General features: G+C 71.1%; 23 protein-coding genes. 21 read left to right on the forward strand and 2 right to left on the reverse strand.

Features of this window, described 5'->3' with window-relative positions; translation table 11 throughout:
- The first annotated feature begins 25 nt into the window (after positions 1–25).
- From FIV44_RS15760 to FIV44_RS15805, 11 genes are all read left to right on the forward strand, one after another.
- A complete protein-coding gene (locus FIV44_RS15760; protein ID WP_141005257.1) occupies positions 26–1,027 on the forward strand; it encodes an amidohydrolase family protein in 1,002 nt (333 codons plus the stop codon).
- Positions 1,024–1,521, forward strand: coding sequence for a (2Fe-2S)-binding protein (locus FIV44_RS15765; protein WP_141005258.1), 498 nt, complete (start codon positions 1,024–1,026; stop codon positions 1,519–1,521). The genes FIV44_RS15760 and FIV44_RS15765 overlap by 4 nt, the downstream gene beginning before the upstream one ends.
- The gene (locus FIV44_RS15770; protein ID WP_141005259.1) at positions 1,514–3,925 is read left to right on the forward strand and encodes a xanthine dehydrogenase family protein molybdopterin-binding subunit; all 2,412 of its coding nucleotides are present in this window, start codon (positions 1,514–1,516) and stop codon (positions 3,923–3,925) included. Before FIV44_RS15765 ends, FIV44_RS15770 begins: the two co-directional genes overlap by 8 nt.
- Entirely contained in the window at positions 3,922–4,803 is an 882-nt protein-coding gene (locus FIV44_RS15775) for an FAD binding domain-containing protein (RefSeq protein WP_141005260.1), read from the forward strand. The genes FIV44_RS15770 and FIV44_RS15775 overlap by 4 nt, the downstream gene beginning before the upstream one ends.
- A 23-nt stretch (positions 4,804–4,826) precedes the next feature.
- The gene (locus tag FIV44_RS15780) at positions 4,827–5,225 is read left to right on the forward strand and encodes a carboxymuconolactone decarboxylase family protein (protein WP_181410607.1); all 399 of its coding nucleotides are present in this window, start codon (positions 4,827–4,829) and stop codon (positions 5,223–5,225) included.
- A complete protein-coding gene (locus FIV44_RS15785) occupies positions 5,222–6,730 on the forward strand; it encodes an aldehyde dehydrogenase family protein (protein WP_219996029.1) in 1,509 nt (502 codons plus the stop codon). Before FIV44_RS15780 ends, FIV44_RS15785 begins: the two co-directional genes overlap by 4 nt.
- Before the next feature lie 106 nt (positions 6,731–6,836).
- Entirely contained in the window at positions 6,837–7,493 is a 657-nt protein-coding gene (locus FIV44_RS15790) for an N-acyl homoserine lactonase family protein (RefSeq protein WP_181410608.1), read from the forward strand.
- Between the two features lie 28 nt (positions 7,494–7,521).
- Entirely contained in the window at positions 7,522–8,952 is a 1,431-nt protein-coding gene (tcuA, locus tag FIV44_RS15795; protein WP_219996030.1) for an FAD-dependent tricarballylate dehydrogenase TcuA, read from the forward strand.
- A gap of 68 nt (positions 8,953–9,020) precedes the next feature.
- Entirely contained in the window at positions 9,021–10,445 is a 1,425-nt protein-coding gene (locus FIV44_RS15800; RefSeq protein ID WP_141005263.1) for a UbiD family decarboxylase, read from the forward strand.
- Between the two features lie 6 nt (positions 10,446–10,451).
- Complete coding sequence (locus FIV44_RS30570; RefSeq protein WP_181410609.1) at positions 10,452–10,604, forward strand: hypothetical protein; 153 nt, start codon at positions 10,452–10,454, stop codon at positions 10,602–10,604.
- Positions 10,601–12,040 carry an FAD-dependent oxidoreductase gene (locus FIV44_RS15805; protein WP_181410610.1) on the forward strand — a complete coding sequence of 480 codons (1,440 nt, stop codon included), beginning with the start codon at positions 10,601–10,603 and terminating at the stop codon, positions 12,038–12,040. The genes FIV44_RS30570 and FIV44_RS15805 overlap by 4 nt, the downstream gene beginning before the upstream one ends.
- 126 nt (positions 12,041–12,166) lie before the next feature.
- Here the strand turns inward: FIV44_RS15805 and FIV44_RS15810 are convergent, their stop codons facing one another.
- Positions 12,167–13,222: an ABC transporter substrate-binding protein gene (locus tag FIV44_RS15810; RefSeq protein WP_141005265.1), complete on the reverse strand. Its 1,056-nt coding sequence runs from the start codon at positions 13,220–13,222 to the stop codon at positions 12,167–12,169.
- Between the two features lie 102 nt (positions 13,223–13,324).
- Here FIV44_RS15810 and FIV44_RS15815 point away from each other — a divergent pair, with 102 nt between their 5' ends.
- The 5 genes from FIV44_RS15815 to FIV44_RS15835 all read left to right on the forward strand — a co-directional run bounded on the left by FIV44_RS15815 (position 13,325) and on the right by FIV44_RS15835 (position 18,555).
- On the forward strand, positions 13,325–14,938 hold the full coding sequence (locus tag FIV44_RS15815; RefSeq protein WP_141005266.1) for a thiamine pyrophosphate-binding protein: 1,614 nt from the start codon (positions 13,325–13,327) through the stop codon (positions 14,936–14,938).
- Positions 14,939–15,025: 87 nt separating this feature from the next.
- Complete coding sequence (gene rraA / locus FIV44_RS15820) at positions 15,026–15,535, forward strand: ribonuclease E activity regulator RraA (RefSeq protein ID WP_141005267.1); 510 nt, start codon at positions 15,026–15,028, stop codon at positions 15,533–15,535.
- A gap of 129 nt (positions 15,536–15,664) precedes the next feature.
- Positions 15,665–17,008, forward strand: a complete 1,344-nt coding sequence (locus FIV44_RS15825) for an NtaA/DmoA family FMN-dependent monooxygenase (protein WP_141005268.1) — start codon at positions 15,665–15,667, stop codon at positions 17,006–17,008.
- Between the two features lies 1 nt (position 17,009).
- Entirely contained in the window at positions 17,010–17,597 is a 588-nt protein-coding gene (locus FIV44_RS15830) for an NADPH-dependent FMN reductase (protein WP_141005269.1), read from the forward strand.
- A gap of 52 nt (positions 17,598–17,649) precedes the next feature.
- Positions 17,650–18,555 (forward strand): LysR family transcriptional regulator, encoded by a 906-nt coding sequence (locus tag FIV44_RS15835; RefSeq protein ID WP_181410611.1) that lies wholly within the window; start codon positions 17,650–17,652, stop codon positions 18,553–18,555.
- A gap of 46 nt (positions 18,556–18,601) precedes the next feature.
- Here FIV44_RS15835 and FIV44_RS15840 read toward each other — a convergent pair whose 3' ends face one another.
- Positions 18,602–19,306, reverse strand: coding sequence for an isochorismatase family protein (locus FIV44_RS15840; protein WP_141005271.1), 705 nt, complete (start codon positions 19,304–19,306; stop codon positions 18,602–18,604).
- A 108-nt stretch (positions 19,307–19,414) separates the two neighbouring features.
- Here FIV44_RS15840 and FIV44_RS15845 point away from each other — a divergent pair, with 108 nt between their 5' ends.
- The 5 genes from FIV44_RS15845 (at position 19,415) to FIV44_RS15860 (ending at position 23,111) form a co-directional block, all read left to right on the forward strand.
- Positions 19,415–20,479 (forward strand): ABC transporter substrate-binding protein, encoded by a 1,065-nt coding sequence (locus FIV44_RS15845; RefSeq protein WP_141005272.1) that lies wholly within the window; start codon positions 19,415–19,417, stop codon positions 20,477–20,479.
- The gene (locus FIV44_RS33600) at positions 20,476–20,931 is read left to right on the forward strand and encodes a hypothetical protein (protein ID WP_342778830.1); all 456 of its coding nucleotides are present in this window, start codon (positions 20,476–20,478) and stop codon (positions 20,929–20,931) included. The genes FIV44_RS15845 and FIV44_RS33600 overlap by 4 nt, the downstream gene beginning before the upstream one ends.
- Positions 20,877–21,161 (forward strand): isochorismatase family protein, encoded by a 285-nt coding sequence (locus tag FIV44_RS15850; RefSeq protein WP_342778910.1) that lies wholly within the window; start codon positions 20,877–20,879, stop codon positions 21,159–21,161. Before FIV44_RS33600 ends, FIV44_RS15850 begins: the two co-directional genes overlap by 55 nt.
- Positions 21,162–21,167: 6 nt before the next feature.
- Positions 21,168–21,956: an alpha/beta fold hydrolase gene (locus FIV44_RS15855; RefSeq protein ID WP_141005274.1), complete on the forward strand. Its 789-nt coding sequence runs from the start codon at positions 21,168–21,170 to the stop codon at positions 21,954–21,956.
- 81 nt (positions 21,957–22,037) lie between these two features.
- Positions 22,038–23,111 carry an ABC transporter substrate-binding protein gene (locus tag FIV44_RS15860; RefSeq protein WP_141005275.1) on the forward strand — a complete coding sequence of 358 codons (1,074 nt, stop codon included), beginning with the start codon at positions 22,038–22,040 and terminating at the stop codon, positions 23,109–23,111.

Genomic DNA, 23,111 nt, shown 5'->3' on the forward strand with positions numbered 1-23,111 from the left:
AGGAGCAGTGGCGTCATGTGAAGCGGTGGATGTCCACGGACACGCGGTGCCGGAGTCGGTGCTGGCGCTGATGGAGTCCAGCGGCGACGAGTACGGCGGCATCACGGTCGATCGCAGCGGCGACCGTGCCGTGATCACGCTGCCGGGGGGCAAGCAGCTCCGTCCCCTTCCGGTCGGCATGAGCGACGGCCCGTCCCGCGACCGCTGGATGACCCGGCAGGGCGTCGGCACCCAGCTGGTCGGCCCGTGGATGGACATCCAGGGCAACGGCTTCGAGCGGGAGGCCGGCATCGCCTGGTCGCGGGCGCTCAACGACGCCATGGCCGAGGGGCTGCCCACCATCGGCGACCGCGTCCGCCTGCTCGCCACCGTCTACCCGGCCGACCCGCAGGCGGCCGTCGCCGAGATGCTGCGCACCCGCGCCGACCTGGGCGCGGTGGGCGTCATGATGGCCACCCACTTCCCCCAGGGCTCGGCGGCCGACGAGGAGATGCTGCCGTTCTGGACCGCCGCCGCCGAGAACCGGATCCCGGTCGTCCTGCACCCGCCGATCGTCGGCCCGGCCTCGGCCATCGAGGGTGACAAGGACTTCCGCAGCCTCTACGGGCGGACCCTGGAGACCTCGCTGGTCGCGACCCGGATGATCGTCACCGGTCTCTTCGAGAAGCTGCCCGACCTGCAGATCGTGCTGGTGCACGGTGGCGGCTTCCTGCCCTTCCAGGCGGGCCGCCTGGACCAGCAGGTCGCCGACGACAAGATCGACGTGGCACTGCCGGCGGGCCGCGCACCGTCGTCGTACCTCAAGCACTTCCTGTACGACACCGCGATGCTGGACCCGGAGGTGGTCGCCTTCCTGGCCAGCCGCGTGCCGGACCGGGTCCTGGTCGGCACCGACTACCCCTTCACCGCTCGCACCTCCCTGGTGCCCGAGCAGCTGGCCGCGCTGTCCGCCGAGGACCAGGTCCGGATGAGCGCCGGGACGGCCGGCGCCGTCTTCGACCTGCGCCAGCCGGAGGCAGTGAGGTGAGGATCCAGTTCGGCGTCAACGGTGCCCCGGTCGCCGTGGACGCCGAGCCCCGCACCAGCCTGCTCGACGTGCTGCGGCGAGAGGTCGGGGCGACCGGCACCCACACCGGCTGCGAGCACGGGGTCTGCGGCTGCTGCAACGTCATGGTCGACGGCCGGACCGTCCGGTCCTGCCTGATGCTCGCGGTGCAGGCACGGGGCAGGGAGGTCACCACCGTCGAGGGGCTCGCAGCGCCGGACGGCACGCTGACCCCGCTCCAGGAGGCCTTCCAGCGCCACCACGCCATGCAGTGCGGCTACTGCACGTCCGGCATCCTGATCGGCCTCACCGCGTTCCTGCGGGACAACCCCAAGCCGACCCGCGAGGAGGTCCAGGACAGTCTCTCGGCGAATCTGTGTCGCTGCACCGGCTACCAGCAGATCCTCGACGCGGTCGACGACCTGGTCGCCGATCCCCAGGGACTGGAGAGCGAGGAGGAGGCAGCGGATGAGTGAGCCGGCACCCGAACGCGAGTTCACCTACATCGGCAAGCCCTTCCCGCTGCGCGAGGACTTCCGCTACGTCCAGGGTCGCGGCCGCTACATCGACGACGTCGATCGGCCGGGCATGACCTATCTGGCGTTGGCCTCCACCTCGGTCGCCCACGCCCGGCTGATCGACGTCGACGTCAGCGAGGCGCTGGCCACCGAGGGCGTCCTGGCGGTGATCACCGGCCGCGAGCTGGCCGAGGCGATCCTGCCCGTCCCGCAGAACCTCGACCTTCCCGAGGTGCTCTGGTATCCGCTGGCCGTCGACAAGATCCGCTACTCGGGCGAGCCGGTGGCCGCGATCATCGCGACCTCGCGCGCCATCGCCGAGGATGCCGCCGACCTGGTGGTGGCGGACTACGAGGAGCTCGACCCGGTCGTCGATCCCAAGGCGGCGATGGCCCCTGACGCGGCGGTCCTGCACGAGAAGATCGGCTCGAACGTCGTGTGGCACGACAGCTTCGACTGGGGCAGCGACGTCGACGAGATCTTCGCCTCCGCGGACCACGTCTTCGAGTTCGACTACCGGTGGAACCGCAACGGCGGCGTGCCGCTGGAGACCATGGGTGTGATCGCCGACTACGACGTCCGCCGTGACGTGCTCGAGGTCTGGGCGTCGCACCAGTCGCCCCACCTGGACTCTGAGATCGCCAAGGTGCTGCGGCTCAGTGACCGCCAGGTGCTGCTGCACCAGGACATCGAGGTCGGTGGCTCCTACGGTGCCAAGCGCGGGCGGAAGCAGGTCTTCCTGACCTCCTACGCCTCGCGCACGGTCAAGCGGCCGGTCAAGTACATCGAGGACCGCCGCGACAACCTGATCGCCGGGGACGCGCACGGCCCCGACCGCTACTTCAGCGCTCGTTTCGCGGTCACCGAGGCCGGGGTCGTCAAGGGCTTCCAGCTCGACATCGTCGACGACGTGGGCGCGTACGTCGGCCGCGGACCCCTCCAGATGGGCAAGCCCGTGACCGCGGTCGTCGGCGCCTACACCATCGAGGCCGTGCGCTACACCGGGACCGCGGTGACCACGAACAAGACCAACCAGGCGCCCTTCCGCGGCTTCGGCATGGGACCGCACAACTACGTGCTGGATCGCTCCATGGACCGGATCGCGCGGGCTCTCGGGATCGACCGGGTGGAGATCCGCCGGCGCAACCTCATCCCCGCCGACGCCTTCCCCTACCGGATCCCGTCAGGCTCGACGTACGACTCCGGCAACTTCCAGGGAGCCCTGGAGAAGGCGCTGAGCATGCCCGGGTGCCCGCTGGTGGAGCGCCCCGAGCCCACGCCCGGCACCCTGCTGGGGGTCGGCCTGTCCACCTGTGTCGAGCCGAGCGGCGGCAACCAGGCGATCTTCTCCTTCCTCAACCCCAAGGCGCCGGGCATGACGCCGGAGACGACCAAGCTCACGATCACCAATGACGGCAGCCTGATCGCGACCATCGGGTTCCAGTCCACCGGCCAGAGCCACGAGTCGCTGGTCACCCAGCTGCTGTGCGAGGAGCTCGGCTTCCCCCGCGAGCGGATCGTGGTCGAGCGCGGCAACTCCCACTCCGGCATGGTCGGTGCGACGCCGATCGGCGACCGGATGACGCTGATGCTCGGCAGCGCCGTGCACAAGGCCGCGGCGAAGATGCGGGCCAAGCTCCTGCGGATCGCCGCGTTCCGGCTCGACCTCCCCGAGGACCGGCTGACGTACCGGGACATGGCGGTCACCGCCGACGGCGACGGCCGCCGGGTCACGGTCAAGGAGCTGATCCACGCGGCGTACCACGAGCAGCTCGGCATCCCCGAGGACGAGGAGCCCGGCCTCACCATCACCGCGATCGCCAAGCTGCCGGGCGGCGGTCTGGGCCTGGACGAGAAACGGCGCCTGCAGCACGGGTTCCCGTCCTACGGCTTCTCGGTCCACATCCCCGTGGTCGAGATCGACAAGGAGACCTTCCGGGTCCGGCTGCGCGACTACTACGTCGTGCACGACTGCGGACAGGTCATCAACCCGCTCGTCGTCGACGGCATGGTCATCGGCGGGATCTCCCAGGCGATCGGCTCGATCCTGCTCGAGCACTTCGACTACTCCGAGGACGGCCAGCCGCTGTCCACCTCCTTCATGGACTACATGCTGCCGACGGCGGACGTGATGCCCACCCGCATCCGGCTCGCCGAGCAGCGCACGCCGTCGCCCCTGCATCCGTACGGCGCCAAGGGGACGGGCGAGGGCGGCTACCTCGGCGGCCCCGCCGCGATCGCGTCGGCGATCGACGATGCCCTGGCCCAGCTCGGGGTCGTCGTCGGCACCACGCCGATCACCCCGGCCCGGATCTTCGCGGCCGTGCAGGAGGCCGGTGCGCTCGAGGAGGCGATCGCATGAAGCCCGCCGCCTTCGACATCCGCACCCCGGCGTCGCTGGACGAGGCGCTCGCGGATCTCGCCGAGCTCGCCGAGCGCGGCGACGACGTCCGGCCGCTCGCGGGCGGGCAGAGCCTGATCCCCCTGCTGAACTTCCGGATGTCCCAGCCCGAGGTCCTGGTCGACCTGGGCGACCTGGACGAGCTCCGCTTCGTCCGGCGCGAGCCCGACGGCGGCCTGCGGATCGGCGCGATGACCACCATGTCGTACCTCCTGGACTCCCCCCTGGTCGTGGAGTCGCACCCGATCCTGCGCGACACCCTGAGGTACGTCGCCCACGAGCCGATCCGCAACCGGGGGACGATCGGCGGCAGCCTCTCGCACATGGACCCGGCGGCCGAGCTCCCCGCGCTCGCGCTCCTGCTCGAGGTCGAGATCGTGCTGAGCTCGGTGCGCGGTCGCCGTACCGTGCCGGCGGCCGACTTCCTCCAGGGCGCCTACATGACGTCCATCGAGGAGGGGGAGCTGCTCACCGAGGTCCGCATTCCCCCGCTCCCCGGCGGCGCTCGGACAGGCGTGGTCGAGGTCGCCCAGCGGACCGGGGACTTCGCTCTCGCCGGCGCCGCCTGCGTGCTGCGAGCCGACGTCGAGAACCGCGTGCAGGAGCTGCGCACGGTCGTGTTCGGCTCGAGCACCTCGCCCACCCGCCTGCCCGACGTCGACGCGCACGCCGTCGGCCGGGTCGCCGACGCCGACCTGGCGCTGGAGGTGGCCGGCGGGTACGCCGCGGGCATCCAGCCGCTGGACGACCGGCACGGACCGGCCGACTTCCGCCGGCACCTGACACGCGTCATGGTCACCCGCGCCATCCGCGACGCAGCAGGACTGAGGCTGCGATGACGACCGAGAACGAGGAGAAAGCAATGACCAGCATCCACGACGCCACCGACGGCGCCGACATCCGCCGCGCGATCATGGGCGGTGACTGGGTGGTGGCGGCCGAGGCCGGCAACGGCGACGCCATGGACCACTTCACCAAGATCAGCATCGACCACGTGTGGCGCAACGTCTGGCCGCGCCCGGGCCTGGAGCTGTCGTACCGCAGCGCCGTGACGATCGCCGCGCTGGCGTCGCTGGAGGCCGAGGGAGAGCTGGTCGCCCACGTCAGGGGCGCGCTGCGCAACGGCCTGCTCGAACCCACCCAGATCCGCGAGATCCTGCTGCACCTGATCCCCTACATCGGGTTCCCGCGCGCCCGGCACGCGGTCGAGGCGGTCAACGACATCCTCGCCGAGGCCGCGGCCGCGGAGGACGCCTCGTGACCACCGTCGACGAGGTCGCCGCGTTCGTCGCCGGCCTGGACCTCGACGATCGTTGCGCCGCCTTCGTGGGCGGCGAGGTCCTCCGGTCCGACGGGGACACGATCGACGTCGAGGACCCCGCGACCGGGAAGGTCCTGGTCGCGACCGGCGAGGCCGGGGCGGACCTCGTCGACCGGGCCGTGCTCGGTGCCGCCGAGGCCTTCCGCGGGCCCTGGGGGACGATGCGGCACTCCGAGCGGGGCCGGGCCCTGCGCCGGGTCGCGGACCTGCTCCGCGAGAACGCCGGCATGCTGGCCGACCTCGAGAGCATCGACACCGGCAAGCCGCTGAGCCAGGCCCGGTCCGACGTCGAGACCTCGGCCCGCTACTTCGAGTTCTACGCCGGAGTGGCCGACAAGAACCACGGCGAGACGATCCCGACCCGGTCCGACGAGCTGGTGTACACGGTCAGGGAGCCCTACGGCGTGGTCGCCCACGTCACGCCCTGGAACTCGCCGCTGAGCCAGCTGTGCCGCGGCGCCGCGCCGTCCCTGGCCTGCGGCAACACGGTCGTCGTGAAGCCGTCCGAGGTGACGCCGCTCTCGACCCTCGTGTTCGCGCGGCTGCTCGACCGGTCGGGCATCCTGCCCCGGGACGTGCTGACCGTCGCACTCGGCCGGGGGCCAACGACCGGCGCCGCCGTGGTCCAGCACCCCGCCGTCGGCCACATCGCGTTCACGGGCTCGGTGCCGACCGGAACCGCCATCATGACCATGGCGGCCCAGCGGATGGTGGGCTGCAACCTCGAGCTCGGCGGCAAGTCGCCGACCATCGTGCTCGCCGACGCCGACCTGCAGAAGGCCGCCCGCGCCGGTGCCGCCGCCGCGATCCGCAACTCCGGCCAGTCCTGCTTCGCCACCACCCGGATGCTCGTGCACTCCTCGCGCTACGACGAGTTCGTCGAGCGCTGCGCCGAGGAGATGGGCAACCTGTCCGTCGGTCCCGGGCTGACCGACCCCGACCTCGGCCCGCTCTCGTCGGGTCCGCACCTGGCCAAGGTGCGCAGCATGGTGGAGGCGGCCGTGGGCGAGGGCGCCGAGGTGGCCGCGGGCGGTCCCGATGCGCTGGACCAGCCGACCGGCCACTTCCACGCGCCCACGCTGCTCGTCGGCGTCGACAACGCCATGACCATCGCCCAGAACGAGGTGTTCGGGCCGGTGCAGTCCGTGATCAGGTTCGACGACGTGGACGAGGCCGTCGCCATCGCCAACGACAGCCGGTACGGACTCGCGGCGGGGGTCTTCACCAACGACCTCACCTCGGCCCACGCCCTGGCCGGGCGACTGGAGGCCGGGCAGGTCCAGATCAACCGCTATCCGGCCGGGGACGTCTCCACGCCGTTCGGGGGCTACAAGGCCAGTGGCATCGGGCGCGAGAAGGGCGTCGAGGCCATGCACCACTACAGCCAGCTCAAGACCGTGATCATCGACCTGCCCGAGGAGCGTTGGCGAGGGCGGACGGCATGAGCGCCGAGATCTACGCGATCCGCTACTCCAGCCGGGAGGCGCAGGCGCACGAGCACTTCTACCGCGCGGCGCCCTGCCACGGCGACATGCCGATGGCCTACTACGTGTGGCTGGTCCGCACCGAGCAGGCCACGGTCCTGCTCGACACCGGCTTCACCGCCGCCAAGTCGGAGGCCCTCGGTCGTCCGTACCACGGTGCGCCGCTGGAGACGGCCGCCGAGCTCGGGCGGGGCGGATCGACCACCTCGTCCTCTCCCACCTCCACTTCGACCACACCGGCCACATCGGCGAGGTCGCCGACGCGACCGTGCACATCCAGCAGCGCGAGATGCAGTTCTGGCTGGGGCGCCACGCAGGGGTGGGGGAGTACGCCGCCCTGTGCGACCCGGACGACCTCTCCGCCCTGGTCCACGCCAACGTCGCCGGCCGGCTCCGGTGGCTGGACGGCGATGCCGACCTGGTCCCCGGGGTGACCCTCCACCTGGTGGGCGGTCACACCCCGGGATCCCAGGTGGTGCGCGTCGAGACCGACCGCGGGCCCGTCGTGCTGGCGGCCGACGCCAGTCACTTCTACGCCAACTACGAGAACCGGGCGCCGTACGCGATCGCCCACACGCTGCCGCTGATGTACGACGCGTTCGAGCGTCTCGCCGAGCTGGCGGGACCCGAGGGCCTCGTGATCCCGGGCCACGACCCCCTGGTCATGGAGCGGTTCCCGTCGGCAGGCCCGGGCCTCGAGGGCCGCGCGGTCCGCATCGCCTGACCCACGTCAAAGAAGAAGGAAGACTCCCTTGGAACAGAACAAGCCTGCCCGGCGCGTCGTCGTCGTGGGCGGTGGCAACGCGGCCCTGTGCGCCGCGATCTCCGCTCGCGAGAACGGCGCCGAGGTCATCGTCCTGGAACGGGCGCCGAAGGACCTGCGGGGCGGCAACTCGGCCTTCACCGCCGGCGCCATGCGCTTCGCCTACGAGGGCGAGGAGGACATCCGGGAGCTGGTGACCGACCTGTCCGAGGCGGAGCTGGAGATCACCGACTTCGGCACCTACCCCGCCGCCACCTTCCTCGACGACCTGGCCAGGGTCACCGACTACCGAACGGATCCGGAGCTGGCGACCACCCTGGTGGACAACAGCTTCGAGACCCTGAAGTGGATGCGTGACCACGGGGTCCGCTTCCTGCCCATCTACGGTCGCCAGGCCTTCAAGGTCGACGGACGGTTCAAGTTCTGGGGCGGCCTGACACTGGAGACCGTGGGCGGTGGCCCGGGCCTGATCCAGATGCTCACCGACGAGGCGGACCGCCTGGACATCGACATCCGCTACCACACCCGTGCGGTCCGGCTCCGTCGCGGCGCCCAGGGCGTGCACGGCGTGGTCGTCGTCCAGGACGGAGCCGAGTCGGAGATCGAGTGCGACGCGGTCGTGCTGGCCGCGGGCGGCTTCCAGTCCAACGCCGAGTGGCGCACCCGCTACCTGGGCACCGGCTGGGACGTCGCCAAGGTGCGTGGCACCCGCTACAACACCGGCGACGGCATCCGGATGGCCCTGGACATCGGCGCCTCGGCGGCCGGCAACTGGTCCGGCGCGCATGCCGTCCAGTGGGACGCGAACGCTCCCGAGTTCGGCGACCTCGAGGTCGGCGACGGCTTCCAGAAGCACTCCTACCCCTTCGGCATCCTCGTCAACGCGGACGGGAGGCGGTTCCTCGACGAGGGCTACGACTTCCGCAACTACACCTACGCCCGCTACGGCCGCGAGGTCCTCGCCCAGCCCGGCCTGCGGGCCTGGCAGGTCTTCGACCAGAAGGTGGTCCACCTGCTGCGCGACGAGTACCGGATCAAGCAGGTCACGAAGATCAAGGGCGACACGATCGAGGAGCTGGCCCGCAAGATGGTCGGCATCGACGAGGAGCAGTTCGTGGCCACCGTTCGCGAGTACAACGCGGCGGTCGACACCGGCACGCCCTTCGATCCCAACGTGAAGGACGGCCGGTCCACGTCCGGACTGGAGCCGAACAAGAGCAACTGGGCCAACACGCTGACCGACGGGCCCTTCGAGGCCTACGAGGTCACCTGTGGGCTGACCTTCACCTTCGGCGGCGTGCGGGTCGACCCGGAGGCCCAGGTGCTCGACGACGACGCGGCGCCCATTCCCGGGCTGTACGCCTGCGGCGAGATGGCCGCCGGGATCTTCTACTTCAACTATCCCGGGGGTCCGGCCTGACGAACGGGTCGGTCTTCGGGCGGATCGCCGGGCGCAACGCGGCCACGGCCTGAGCGGAGGAGGACCACATGACGGACAACACCGGCGCGCCGGAGCGTTCGCTGGGCGACTACCTGCGACGGATCAGCGGGCGCCCCGAGGAGTACCGGACCGTGAGCCGCCAGGTGAACCCGGTCGACTTCGAGGTGACCGCGCTCCTGGAGAAGCTGGATCGCCAGAACCGATACGAGGCCGTCCACTTCCGCGACGCCCTCGACGTCACCGGCAAGCCCTCGCAGTTCGAGCTGGTCAGCAACCTCTTCTCGACCCGGCCGCGGATCGCCGAGATGCTGCACCTGTCCACCGAGGACGTCGGGCCCGAGCTCGGCCTGCAGTACGGCGAGCTGGTCAACGGCCGCGTCGCTCCGGAGGTGATCGGCAACGACGTCGCGCCCGTGCAGGAGAACGTGCTGCGCGGTGACGAGGCGACGATGAACATCCTGCCCACCGTGCGTCACTCGGAGATGGACCTCGGTCCGGTGCTCACCATGGCGCACGTGATGAAGGGACCGGAGGAGGACTTCTACAACGTCACCTTCGCCAAGACCTTCCCCGACGAGGCGGGCCGCCGGGGCGGCATCACGATCCACACGCCCGACCTGTCCCGCCTGCTGCGCGAGTGGGAGGCCCGCGGTCGCCGGTTCCCGGTCGTCAACGTCCTCGGTCATCACCCGGGCTTCTGGCTGGGGTCGCTGGCGGTCACGCCGTACGGCACGAACGAGTACGAGACGATCGGCGGCTTCCTCGGGCACCCGCTGCGGCTGACGCCGTCGGTGACCTGGGGCGAGGAGTTCCTGGTCCCCGCCGACGCGGAGATCATCATCGAGGGCGAGATCGTGCCCGGCGAGCGCACCGTGGTGAATCCGTTCGGGGAGATCAGCCGCCAGTACCAGGCCCAGGAGTTCGCGCCCGTCATGGAGGTCACTGCGATCACCTACCGCAGCGGCGCGATCCTGCAGGACGTCTTCAGCGGGCACCGGGAGCACATGCTGCTGGGCAGCATCCCGCGCGAGGGCAGCCTCCAACGGCACCTCCAGGCAACGACGGGCGCGGTCAAGGCCGTGCACCTGCCGTACTCCGGCGCCGGCCGGTTCGTCTGCTACATCTCGATGCGCAAGGCCTACGAGGGCCAGCCGAAGGAGGTCGCGATCGCCGCGCTCGCCCGCGTGCCGGCGCTGCAGACCGTGATCGTGGTCGACGAGGACATCGACGCCTTCAACGAGGAGGACGTGATGTGGGCGACCCACGTCTACGCCGATCCTGACAGCGACGTCGACGTCCTGCACAACCTCAAGCAGCCGACCGACTACCGCGCGCTCGGCGGCAGCAGGATCCTCATCGACGCGACCCGGCCGACGGATCGCGCCTTTCCGACCAAGCTCCGAGTCCCCCCGGCCGCCGTCGACGCGGTCCGGCTCGACGAGTGGCTCGACCCGACCGACCAGGGAGCGTGATCGCCGATGCCGAGGATCTTCTGGGCCACCTGCCCGCAGTGCGACGAGCCGTTCCTGGTCTCCTGGGAGCTGCGGCACGCGGGCGTCGAGCTCATCTGCCCCTTCTGCAAGGACACGTTCCTGCCCGACGACGCCAAGGAACTGGACGAGCGCCTGTGAGCGCAGACGCGCCCGGGCGCTTCGACGTCGCCGTCGTGGGCGCCGGCGTCGCCGGCCTCTCCTGTGCCATCGAGGCGGCGACCGCGGGAGCGACCGTGGCCGTGGTGGACGCTGCCCCTGAGCCCGGTGGCACGGCCGGCGTCGCCGGCGGCGGCACCTGCATCGCCGGGTCCGACCTCCAGCTGCGCCAGGGCATCGAGGACTCCGCCGACCAGGCGCTGGAGGACTGGATCGCCTGGGGCGGCGACAGCGTGGACGTCGCCTGGGCGGAGCGCTACCTGCGCGACAGCAGGGTCGAGCTCTTCGACCGGCTCGGCGCCGCGGGCGTCGAATGGGTCGCCGTCCACGCCCGCGAGGGGAACCGCCATCCGCGATGGCACCAGCCGGCCGGGGGAGGCGCGAGGGTGATGAGCCTGCTCTCCGCTCACGCGCGGACCCTGCCCGGCATCACCTGGCTGACCGGCCATCGGGTCACGCGGCTGGTCTCGGCGGGGGGCCGGGTCACCGGCCTGACCGCCGACGGGCCGACCGGCGAGGTCGAGGTCGTGGCGGGCCGGACCGTCGTGGCGAGCGGCGGCTTCAACAACAACCACGCCATGGTGAGTGAGCTCGCCGCGGAGGCGGCGGGCGCCGAGCGCGTGCTCCTCGGCGGCGGCCTCGGCGCCGTCGGCGAGGGGCACCGGATGCTGGCCGATGTCGGCGCGCAGTTCAGTCAGCTGGACGCGGTCTGGATGTTCCCCTACGGCACTCCCGACCATCGGGCGCCCGCGGGGCACCGGGGACTGGCGGTGCGGGGGATCGACGACGACATCTGGGTCAACGACGAGGGCAACCGGTTCCACGACGAGTCGCTGCGCAGCGGCGCGACCGGCACGAAGGCGCTGCTGGCCCAGCCGAACGGGCGCTGCTGGTCGGTGATCGACGCGCGCCTGGCCGCCACCATGACCATCGCCGACCCGTACTACCGGAACGGGAGCACGCCCCTGCGCGAGCGGATCGAGGAGTTCCTCCGCACCTCGCCCCACGTGGTGAGCGCCCGCTCCCTCGACGAGCTCGCCGCCCGGATGGATGTCGACCGGGTCAATCTCCGCGACGCCGTGGGCGAGCTCAATACCGCGGTGACCGCGGGTGAGCAGCGCGAGCGCTCCTTCGGCAAGGACATGACCGGGCGCGGGACGGTCGCGCAGGCGCCCTTCCACGCCATCCGGTTCCACCCGGTGGCGCGCAAGAACCTGGGCGGCGTCCGCACGGACCTGTCGTGCCAGGTGCTCGACAGGTCCGGCCGCGCCATCGAGGGCCTCTACGCCGCGGGCGAGGTGGCGGGCATGGCCGGCGGACGGATCAACGGCCGGGCCGCACTGGAGGGCACGTCCTTCGGGCCGAGCATGTACAGCGGGCTGGTCGCGGGACGCTCCGTCGTCGACCGGAGCAGCTGACCTCCGCGCCTGCGTGACTCTTCGTCGACGTCGCGACGCCGCGAGCCCGGCGGCCACCGGGTGACCGCCGGGCTCGAGGACGCTGCTCGGTCAGTGCCGTCCGGCACCGGCTACCGGGCAGGACCCTCAGTTGATCAGGTAGCGGTCGATGAGCTCGCCCCACTCCTTGATCGCCTCCGAATAGGCGTCGGAGTCCTGCTCGCCGAGGATCTCCCAGATGCCGGCCGGCTCCAGGCCCGCCAGCACGCCGGTCGCCTCGACGTCGTCGCGGGGCGAGATGTACTCGGTGCTGAGCATCTGCCCCTCCTTCGACAAGGAGAAGTCCACGTAGAGCATGGCGGCGCAGGGGTGGGGGGCGGCCTTGGCGATCGCGACGGTGTCCTCGGCCATGGTCGGGTCGATCGGGACCCACTCCAGCGGCGCGTCCTTGAGCCCGGTGAAGCCGGAGAGGTTGATCGCGGGGGCGATCCAGGCCTCACCCGAGGCCACCTGGCCGCTGATCGCGTTGGTGTTCGCCTCGGTGGTGTGGATGTCCTGCTCGCCGAACCTCTCGATCCACTCCTCGCCGTACAGGCTCTTCATCCAGCCGACCCACTGGGTCCCGGGCCCGGTGGTCGAGAGGGCGATCCGGCCCTTCCACTTCGGGTCGAGCAGGTCCTCGGAGGTCTGGGGCGCGTCGGCGGCCGAGACGAAGTCGGTGTTGTAGATGACGCCGTAGGGCACCTGGCCGACACTGACGTACTTGCCGTCGGTGCCGATGGCGTCGTCGCCGTAGGCGTCGAGCTCGGGCGAGTCGAAGTCGGTGAAGATGTCGAGCATCGTCTCGACGACCTCGATCTTGATGCTCACGACGTCGACCTTGTTCACCCGCGCCTGCGCCTCCTTCGTCACCGCCTCGGCGGTCGCGGGGGTCGTGCGCCGGGTGGCGTTGACCTTGAGGAACGGGTACTTCGCGGTGAAGGCCGCCGACAGCGCGTCGACCTGCACCGGGTTCTGGGCGGTATAGAGCTCCAGGACGCCTTCGTCCTTGGCGCAGTCGGTCAGGAACGACGTCCGGTCGTCCCCGGAGTAGTGCACGGCCTCCTCGACCGCTTCGGCTCCCTCCTTGTCCCCGCTGCCGCAGGCGGACAGGCCGGCCGTGGCCAGGCCGGTGGCGATGATCAACACAGGTGTTCGGCGCATGACTCCACTTTCTCGACGAGGTGACGGCTGTCACACGCTCTGAAATCTGACATGTGATACGTTACACGTCAATACGACCGGCCGAACCCGGAGGCGGAGACCGTGACGAGCACATCAGCTGACCCGGCCGCGGCAGTCGAGTCCGCGCCAGCGCTGCAGGGCTACCTGGCGATCCCGGAGCTGATCCGGCGGAGCGGCACCGGCGTCGTCTTCTCGATGCTCGGCGAGACGAACGTGCCCTGGATCGCGGCCGGCGCGGACAGCGGCGCCTTCCGCTTCGTCCGCACCCGCCACGAGGCCACGTCGGTGAGCGCCGCCGCCGGCTTCAGCCGGACGACCGGAGCGGTCGGCATCGCCTCGGTCACCCGCGGGCCCGGCTTCGCGAACGCCGTCAACGCACTGAAGGCGGCGACGCACGACCACGTTCCGCTGCTGCTGATCGTCGCCGAGTCACCGGCGACCAGGATCAAGATCAGCCCCTTCTACCAGAACCTCGACCAGCGCGGGATCACCGCGGCACTGGGTGCGGGCTTCCACCACGTCGCGAACGGGAGCCAGCTCGAGGAGACGTTCTGGGCGGCGTACCGCGGCGCGCGCTGGAACGGCCTGCCGCAGGTCCTCAGCGTCGCCGACGGCGTCATCGACGACCCGGTCCGGCTGGGGCCGACACCGGAGCTGGAGCGGGAGGCCGAGCTCCCCGACCCCGAGAGCGTCACGGCGATCGTGGACGTCCTGGAGGGTGCCCGCCGTCCCCTCGTGCTGGCCGGGCAGGGCGCCGTCCACGCCGACTGCCGTGCCGAGCTCGAACAGCTCGCCGACCTGATCGGAGCCCGGGTGGCGTCGACGCTCAACGTCAACCGCTACTTCTCGGGCCACCCGCACAATCTCGGTGTGTGCGGCCACTCCTCGCCCACGCTCGTCGCCGACCTGATCAGCCAGAGTGACGTCGTCGTGGCGGTCGGCGCCTCGCTGAACCCGTACACGACCGGGAAGGAGTCGCTGTTCACGAGCGCGACGATCGTCCAGGTCGAGATCGACGTCGACCAGCCCTTCCACGCCTCGCGCGCCGAGCTGGGGCTGCTCTCCGACGCGCGGGAGGGAGTCCGCGCGCTGATCGCCGAGTGGCGACGGCGCGGCCTGTCCCCGCGCCCGGTCGAGGGTACGACGCCCAGCCGGGCGCAGATCGCGGCATCGGTCGCGGACGTCGACCTCGGCCACGACGCGGACCGCGGCATCGACCTGCGGCGCGCCTTCGCCGTCCTGGACGCCCGGCTGCCGGCCGATCGGATCGTGATCTCGGACTCGGGCAGGTGGTCGGGCACGCTGCCGACCTTCCTCGACGCACGGGACGGCCGCAGCTGGGTGATCAGCCGGGGGTACGGGTCGATCGGGCTGGGCCTCGGCAACGCCATCGGCGCGGCGGCGGGCAATCCCGATCGCCCCGTGGTGCTGTTCTGCGGCGACGGCGGCTTCATGATGTCGTCCCACGACGTCGACGCGATCCGGCTCAACGACCTGGATCTCACGGTCTTCATCGTCAACGACGAGGCCTACGGCGCAGAGGTGCCCTACCTGACGCCGTACGGACTGCCCGCCGACGTCGCGCGCCAGAACCTGCCGGACATGGTGGCCTACGCGCAGGCATTCGGCGCCCGAGGGGTGGTCGTCCGCACCCTCGACGAGCTGGAGGCGCTCGAGCTGTCCCCCGCGGCCTGAGCATCGTCGACATCAGGATCGACCCGCTGGTCAACGGCCGAGCAGCGCTGTAGCTCACCCCGACCCACGAGAGCGAGGCAGGACGAGATGGCCGCCCCGGCACCCAGGAGCACGGCAGACCTCTGCGACGAGTTCGGCGACCGGCTGGAGTCGTGCAGCCTGCCGCTGCGGCAGTACGGCGGTGAGCGGGCCTTCGGCGGCCCGATCGTCACCTTCCGATCGCCCGAGGACAACCTGATCCTCAAGCAGATCATCACCGAGCCCGGGGAGGGCCGGGTCATCGTCGTCGACGTCCACGGCTCGACCCGGGTGGCGATGATCGGCGACAGCATGGCCGAGACGGCCGCCGCCAACGGCTGGTCCGGCTTCGTCATCAACGGCGCCGTCCGCGACGTCGGCCGGCTGGCCGAGCTGCCGATCGGCGTCAAGGCCCTGGGCAGCAATCCGCGGCGCAGCGTCAAGTCCGGCAACGGCGAGCGCGACGTGACGGTCTCCTTCGGCGGCGCGGTCTTCCGCCCGGGAGCCGTGCTCGCGAGTGACGACGACGGCATCGTCGTGCTGCCCGCCGCCGACGTCAGCGCAATCCCTAATAGCTGACCCCAGCAACTCTCGCTGGTGGTGCGGGTGCACCGACCCTAGGTTCGAAGGGCAGGAGATTCCCCGGAATCCCTCGGCCACATCCACCGCGCGGCACGCGGCCGCGCGCACCACGAGAGGGCCCCTTCGATGGCATCGGACAACAAGATCATCCTCACCGCCGCGTTGATGCACGGCCTCGGCATGGAGTACGGCGCGTGGCGGGTGAGGTCGGGGCCGGCGTCGGACTACGTGTCCCCGCGGCTGTACGCCGAGATGGCGCAGGCGGCCGAGCGCGGCAAGCTGCACGTCCTCTTCCTGGCCGAGCAGATGACGAACCGCGACACGGGCACCGAGCGCCCGTGCGGGTCGCTGGACACCACCACCGTCCTCGGGTTCATGGCCGCCGCCAGCCAGCGGGTGGGCCTGGTGGGCACCGGGTCCACCACCTACAACCACCCCTACGACCTCGCGCGCCGCTTCGCGACGCTCGACCACCTCGCCGGCGGCAGGGTCGGCTGGAACGCCGTCACCACCGCCAACCCGGCGACCGCGGAGATGTACGGCACCGACCCCCACCCGCCGGCCGGGGAGCGCTACGCCCGGGCGGACGAGTTCCTCGAGGTGGTCGCGGCACTGTGGGAGAGCTGGGAGCCGGACGCCCTCGTCGGCGACAAGGAGCGCGCGATCTTCGCCGACCCGGCGAAGGTCCACGAGATCAACCACGACGGCGCCCACTTCACGGTCCGGGGCCCGCTGCCCTTCCCCCGGTCGCGACAGGGACGGCCGGTGATCTTCCACGCGGGATCCTCACCGGCCGGCCGGGACCAGGCGGCGCGCGTCGCGGACGTCGTCTTCACCGCCCAGCACACGCTCGCCGCCGCCTGCGAGTTCCGCGCCGACATCCGCGCCCGCGCGGCGGCGTACGGACGCGACCCCGACCAGGTGAAGGTGCTGCCGGGCATGTCGGTGATCCTCGGCGCCACGGAGGAGGAGGCGCAGGCGAAGAAGGCCGCGGCGCACGAGGCGCTCACCCTCGACCAGCGGCTGCGCCTGATGTGGAAGCGCACCGGGGTCGGGGTGGACGTGCTGCGCGCGCACCTGGACCTTCCCTTCCCCGTCGACCTGCTGCCGCCCGACGAGACCTTCCAGTCGGGCACCGGCTGGCGTCGCAGCGTCGTCGACCTCGCGGTCACGGAGAACCTGACCGTCCGCGAGCTCCTCTCCCGCGCGCCCGGGCCGCACCACCACCTCGTGGGCACGGCGGCCACCATCGCGGACGCGATGGAGGAGCGCATCGAGGCCGGTGCCGCCGACGGCTTCACGCTGATGGTCGACATCCTGCCCGACGGGCTCCACGACATCGCCGACCTGCTGACGCCCGAGCTCCAGCGGCGAGGTCTCTTCCACGACGACTACGAGGGCGAGACGCTGCGCGACTCGCTCGGGATCGGCGCCGCGGCGCCGATCCCCTCGGCCCTGGCGGCGGTGTGAGATGAGCATCGAGACGAACGGCGCCAACGTCCTGGGCATCGGCGGCACGCTGAGCCCCCGCTCGACCTCCGAGCTGGCCCTGCGGCACTGCCTCGCGGCCGCCGAGGAGCTCGGTGCGCGGACCAGGATGATCACGGCCGCGCAGCTGGAGATGCCGATGTACCAGTGGGGCGTGGCGGACGGCTGCGCGGCCGCGCAGGAGCTGCTCGATGCGGTGCGCTGGGCCGACCACGTAGTCATCTCGTCGCCCGGCTACCACGGGGGGATGTCGGGACTGCTGAAGAACGCCCTCGACTACCTCCAGGAGCTGGCGGAGGAGAGCTCGCCCTACCTGGACGGCAAGGCGGTCGGCTGCATCGTGACCGCCGCCGGCTGGCAGGCCGGTGCGACCGTGCTCGGCTCGCTCCGCGACACCATCCACGCACTGCGTGGGTGGGCGACGCCGCTCGGCGTGGTGGTCAACTCCTCCGTCTCCCCGTTCGCTCCCGACGGCTCCGTCATCGACCCCGGGCTGGACGCGAAGCTCCGGCTGCTGGCCGAGCAGGTCGCCGGGTTCCCGGTCGCGGCCCGCCGTAGCATCGCGGTGTGAGGACTCCTGGCCCGCCGGGCCTGCGGCCGGTCGTGACGAAGGTGCGCTGAGCGTGGACCTCCGGCAGCTGCGCATCCTCACCGCCGTGGCGGAGGTCGGGTCCTTCACCGCGGCCGCTGAGCGGCTCTACCTCACCCAGTCGGCCGTCTCCCAGCAGATGGCGCGCCTCGAGCGGGAGGTCGGCCGTCCCCTGTTCGCCCGGGGGCCGCGCGGTGTCGCGCTGACCGAGGTGGGCCGCGACGTTGCCTCGGGCGCCGCCGAGGTGCTGGCGAAGATGGACGAGTTCGAGCTCGCGGTGGGCGCCCTCAGCGACGCCCGGTCCCGGCTGCGGATCGGCGCCTTCTCCAGCGCCGGGGTCGAGCTCCTGCCGCGCACCGTGCGCAGGTTCCGTGCCGACCACCCGGACGTGGACGTGGCGATCCGCACGATGAACCCGGCGGATCCCCTCGAGCCGCTGCTGTCGGGCTCCCTGGACGTGCTGCTCGTGTTCGACTACAGCGTGGACCCGAGGGACTTCGGGACGTCCGTGGACCGCCTCCACCTCCTCGACGACCCCTTCCACGTGCTGCTCCCGCTGGAGCACCGCCTGGCCGGTGCCGACGAGCTGGACCTGATCGAGCTGGCCGACGCCGAATGGATCTTCCAGCGCCACTCCCCGCCGCACCAGGAGATCTACGAACGTGCCTGCCACCAGGCGGGCTTCACGCCGGACGTGGTCTTCTACGCCGACGACTTCCGGACCCTGCAGGGCCTGGTCGCGGTCGGCATGGGCGTCAGCATCGCACCCCTGGGCGCCTCGTCCCCGGGCCGGAGCGATGTGGCGTCGGTGGCGGTCCGGACGCCGGACCTGGTCCGGCGGATCTCGGTGCTGACGCTGCCCAGCAGCCAGCGCGACGGCGCGGTGACCGGCTTCGTGGAGGCGCTCAGGAGCACCGCGGCGGGCGCTCCGGGGGCGTGACGCGGGCCGGGGGCCCGGGGAGCGCGAGCTCCCTCGGCCCGTCGGCTCACCCGCGGCCGGTGAGCAGCTGCTCCACGCGGGCGACGTCGACCACGTCGGCGTACTTCTGGTGCATCTCGAAGGTGTTGACGGTGTGGGAGAACATCGACCGGTCGAAGACCGCGTCCTCGACCAGGAGGACCCGGTAGTCGTAGGCGGCCGCGTCGACCACGGTCGCCCTGATGCAGCCCGAGGTGGTGCTGCCCGCGACCAGCACCGTGTCGATCCGGTTGCGGTTGAGGTAGGTCACCAGCGGGGTGCCGAAGAAGGCGCTGGGACGGGACTTCTCCAGCACGAACTCATCGTCCTTCGGCTGCAGCTCGGGAGGGAAGCCCCGGGAGTGGAGCAGTGCCGAGGTCGCCGGGGCCGCCGACGCCTTGACCGAGCCGCCGCAGAAGCGCTTGGCCATCAGGTTGCCCTTCACGAAGACCACCGGTACGCCGGCCTCCCGGGCGACGTCGACCAGCCGGACGATGGCGGGCATGCGCGCCCAGCCGTGCGGCGCGCAGGACATGAAGTCGCCCGGCTGCGCCTGCTCCCCCGGACGCGGGCCGAGGAACGACTCGACGACGTCGACGAGGATGAGGCAGGGGCGCTCGCCCATCTCCCGTGCCCCGCCGAAGCCGGCCTCCGCGTAGACCGCGAGGTCCTCGGGCGGCACGGTCCGGCGCCAGCGCTCCTCGATCGGGATGGGGGTGGGCTGGGTGTCCATGAGCGGCCTCCGGGTGTCCGATCGGTTCTAGACATGTAATGCATTACATGTCACAGTACCGGAGTGACTCCGGTCACGGGAGCCCCCGAGCGTGAGGTGACATTCGGAATGAGCGGTGGACGCGTCGTCGGCGCGGTGACGTCCGTGGCAGCAGTGCTCGTGCTGGCCGGCTGTGGGGGCGGCTCGGACGAGTCGGCGCGGGTCGACCAGGCTGCGCGCTACGCAGGCGACGATCGGCAGGGCTACCTGGAGGAGTGCGCGAGGGAGGAGGGCTCGCTCTCGGTCTACACGGCGCAGAACACCGATCTGTGGCAGCCGCTGAAGGAGGGCTTCCAGAGGAAGTACCCCGGCATCAAGGTCGAGACGACCCGGCGCACCTCGGCCGAGACCGCCGAGACGTTGTCGAAGGAGGCCCGGGCCGGGGTGGACAAGGCCGACGTCGTCGACGTCAAGGTCGAGGTGGCCGAGAGCCTGCTCGAGCTGCTCGCGCCGTTCAGCTCGCCGGAGCTCGCGGCGTACCCGGAGGGCGCGATCGGCCCGGACGACAGGTACGTCATCAGCGACCAGATCCCCTACGGCATCGTCTACAACACCGACAAGGTGTCCGATCCTCCGAAGACCTCCGAGGACCTGCTGAGACCGGAGTTCAAGGGCCACATCGCGATGTCCACGACCCTGCTCGGCACGCAGTGGGTCGGCTGGATGGAGAGCAGGTACGGCGAGGAGTTCCTCGAGCGCCTCGGCGAGCAGGACGTGCGGACCACCGACGCCAACGGCAACGCGATCATCGCCCAGGTCGCGGCCGGCGAGGCGCTGGTCGCGCCGGCCGTCGACCTCGCGGGCGTCGAGGCGCTGAAGAGCGGCGGCAAGGTCGCGCCCATCGCATGGCTCCCGATCGACTCCCACTGGACGCAGGGCGCGCTGTCGATGGCGGCGAAGGCGCCGCACCCGTGCGCGGCGATGTTGTACATCGACTACGAGCTCTCGGCCGAGGGCCAGACCATCAACCCCCTCTACCTCTCCGCCCGGGACGACGTGCCCGCACCGGAGGCGGTGCAGGGTGAGAACGAGCCGGTGGACATCTGGGAGATCGTCGGCGAGCACTCCGCCCAGGCCTACCAGGACGCCTCGCGCCGTTGGACCGAGCTCGTCGACAGGTACATCGTCAGGTGAGCACCGACGCCGCGCGGCGGTTCCTGAGTGAGCGCGATGCCCGGATCCTCGAGCTCGCCGGGTTCGGCGGGAGGGTCGGGCTGGGCGCGCGACCGGCCCTGCTGCTGGTCGACGTCAACGACTCCTTCTGCGGACCCGAGGAGCTGCCCGTCGAGGAGTCGGTCCGGCGCTGGCGGAGCAGCTGCGGGACCGCTGCCTGGGACGCCGTCCGCGCGATGGTGCCGCTCGTCGGCCTCGCGCGCTCGCGCGGCGTACCCGTCATCTACACGACCGGGCGGGTGGAGCCCGGAGGGCGCGGCCGCTGGAACGACAAGGTCAGCCCCGAGGTCGCCGGACGCCGACCGCCCCATCCCTTCCGCATCAACACGCTGGTGGCCCCCGGGAGGACGAGATCGTCCTGGAGAAGCCCAAGCCGAGCGCGTTCTTCGCCACGACGCTGCTGGCGCGGCTGATCGAGCGCGGCGTGGACAGCGTCGTGATCTGCGGGGGGACCACCAGCGGCTGCGTCCGGGCGACGGCCGTGGACGCGTTCTCCTACGACCTCCGGACAGTGGTCGTCGCGGACGCCACGTTCGACCGCCTCGAGCTCAGCCACGCCGCGTCGCTGCTCGACCTGTCCGCGAAGTACGCAGACGTCGCCACCTCCGCGGAGGTCGCGACGATGCTCGACGAGATGGAGTGAGATGGGGTGACGTGGACGATGGCCGACGAGCGGCTCCCGGAGCTGGCATCGTGGGTGAGTGGCGACGCGAGGGATCCGGTGATGGTCTTCGTCCATCCCAATCCGCTGGACTCGTGGTCGTGGCTCTACCAGGTCTTCGAGTTCGCCGCGAGCCACCGATGCGTGGCGGTCGACCTGCCGGGCTACGGAGCCACGCCGCCGATCCCGCCGGAGTGGACGATCGAGGACCTGGCCGCGGCGGTGTGGCGCGCGGTGGACCGCGAGACCCGGGGCGGGCCGGCGATCCTCGTCGGCTGCTCGATCGGCAGCCATCTCGTCGAGATCATGTACCACCAGCGTCCCGAGGCGGTGCGCGCGCTCGTGGTGAGCGGCACCGGCTGGGATCCGCACCGCCACTACATCGCGCGCCGGATCCGCGAGTACGCCGAGCTGGGCCGGGCCGCGCGCCGGCCCCATGCCCTCGACGTCCTCTCGCGGGACTTCGGGTCCAGCGATCTCGGCCGGTTCTTCGTGGAGACGACCTGCCGTCGTGGCGAGCACGCCGATCCGGCGGCGATCAGCCGGCTCTTCGAGATCAGGGCCGAGGTGGAGCCGGAGTCGTTCATCGCCGGGATCCAGGCGCCGGCCCTGGTCGTCTCCGGCACCGAGGACGCGGCGCACGCGGGTGCCGCGCCCCTGGCCGAGCGGCTTCCCCGCGGGCAGATGGTGGCGCTGCAGGGAGCGGGTCACGCCTGCTACCTGGAGCAGCCGGTCGCGTTCAACGCGGCCATGCGTTCGTTTCTGGAAACCTTGTAGACATCGTTGACATGTAATGCATTACATGTCACGGTACAGAAGTGACCTGGCTCACGGGTCCTGGAGAGAGGGTGGCAATCGATGAAGGTGGGACGGTTCGTCGCAGTCGCGACGTCGGTGGCAGCGGTGGTGACACTGGCCGGCTGTGGCGACAGCTCCGAGGAGAACTCGGCGAAGGTGAAGGAGGCCGCGCAGTACTCGGGCGACGACCGGCAGGGCTACCTGGAGGAGTGCGCGAAGGAGGAGGGCTCGCTCTCCGTCTACTCCGCCCAGCAGACCGATCTGTGGCAGCCGCTCAAGGAGGGCTTCCAGAAGAAGTACCCCGGCATCAAGGTCGAGACGACCCGGCGCACCTCCGCCGAGACCGCCGAGACGCTGTCGAAGGAGGCGCAGGCGGGCGTCAACAAGGCCGACGTCATCGACGTCAAGGTCGAGGTGGCCGAGAGCCTGCTGGACCTGTTCGCCCCGTTCAGCTCGCCGGAGCTCGAGGCCTATCCCGAGACCGCGATCGGGCCGGACAGCAAGTACGTCATCAGCGACCAGATCCCCTACGGCATCATCTACAACACCGACAAGGTGCCCAACCCTCCGAAGACCTCCGAGGACCTGCTGAAGCCCGAGTTCAAGGGCCACATCGCGATGTCCACGACCCTGCTCGGCACGCAGTGGGTCGGCTGGATGGAGAACAAGTACGGCGAGGAGTTCCTCGAGCGCTTCGGCGAGCAGGACGTGCGGACCACCGACGCCAACACCGACGCGATCATCGCCCAGGTCGCGGCCGGCGAGGCGCTGGTGGCGCCCGGCGTCAATCTCTCCGGCGTCGAGGCGCTGAAGCAGCAGAGCCCCAACGCACCGGTGGAGTGGCTTCCCGTGGACCCGCAGTGGACCCAGGGTGCGCTGTCGATGGCGGCGAAGGCGCCGCACCCGTGCGCGGCGATGCTGTACATCGACTACGAGCTCTCGGCCGAGGGCCAGACCATCAACCCCTCTACCTCTCCGCCCGGGAGGACGCGCCCACGCCCGATGTGGTGCAGGGTGAGAACGAGCCGGTGGACATCTGGGAGATCGTCGGCGAGCACTCCGCCCAGGCCTACCAGGACGCCTCGCGCCGTTGGACCGAGCTCGTCGACCGCTACATCATCAAGTGAACCGTGA

Origin of the sequence: Nocardioides humi (genome assembly GCF_006494775.1) — a bacterium.
GTDB lineage: Bacteria > Actinomycetota > Actinomycetes > Propionibacteriales > Nocardioidaceae > Nocardioides > Nocardioides humi.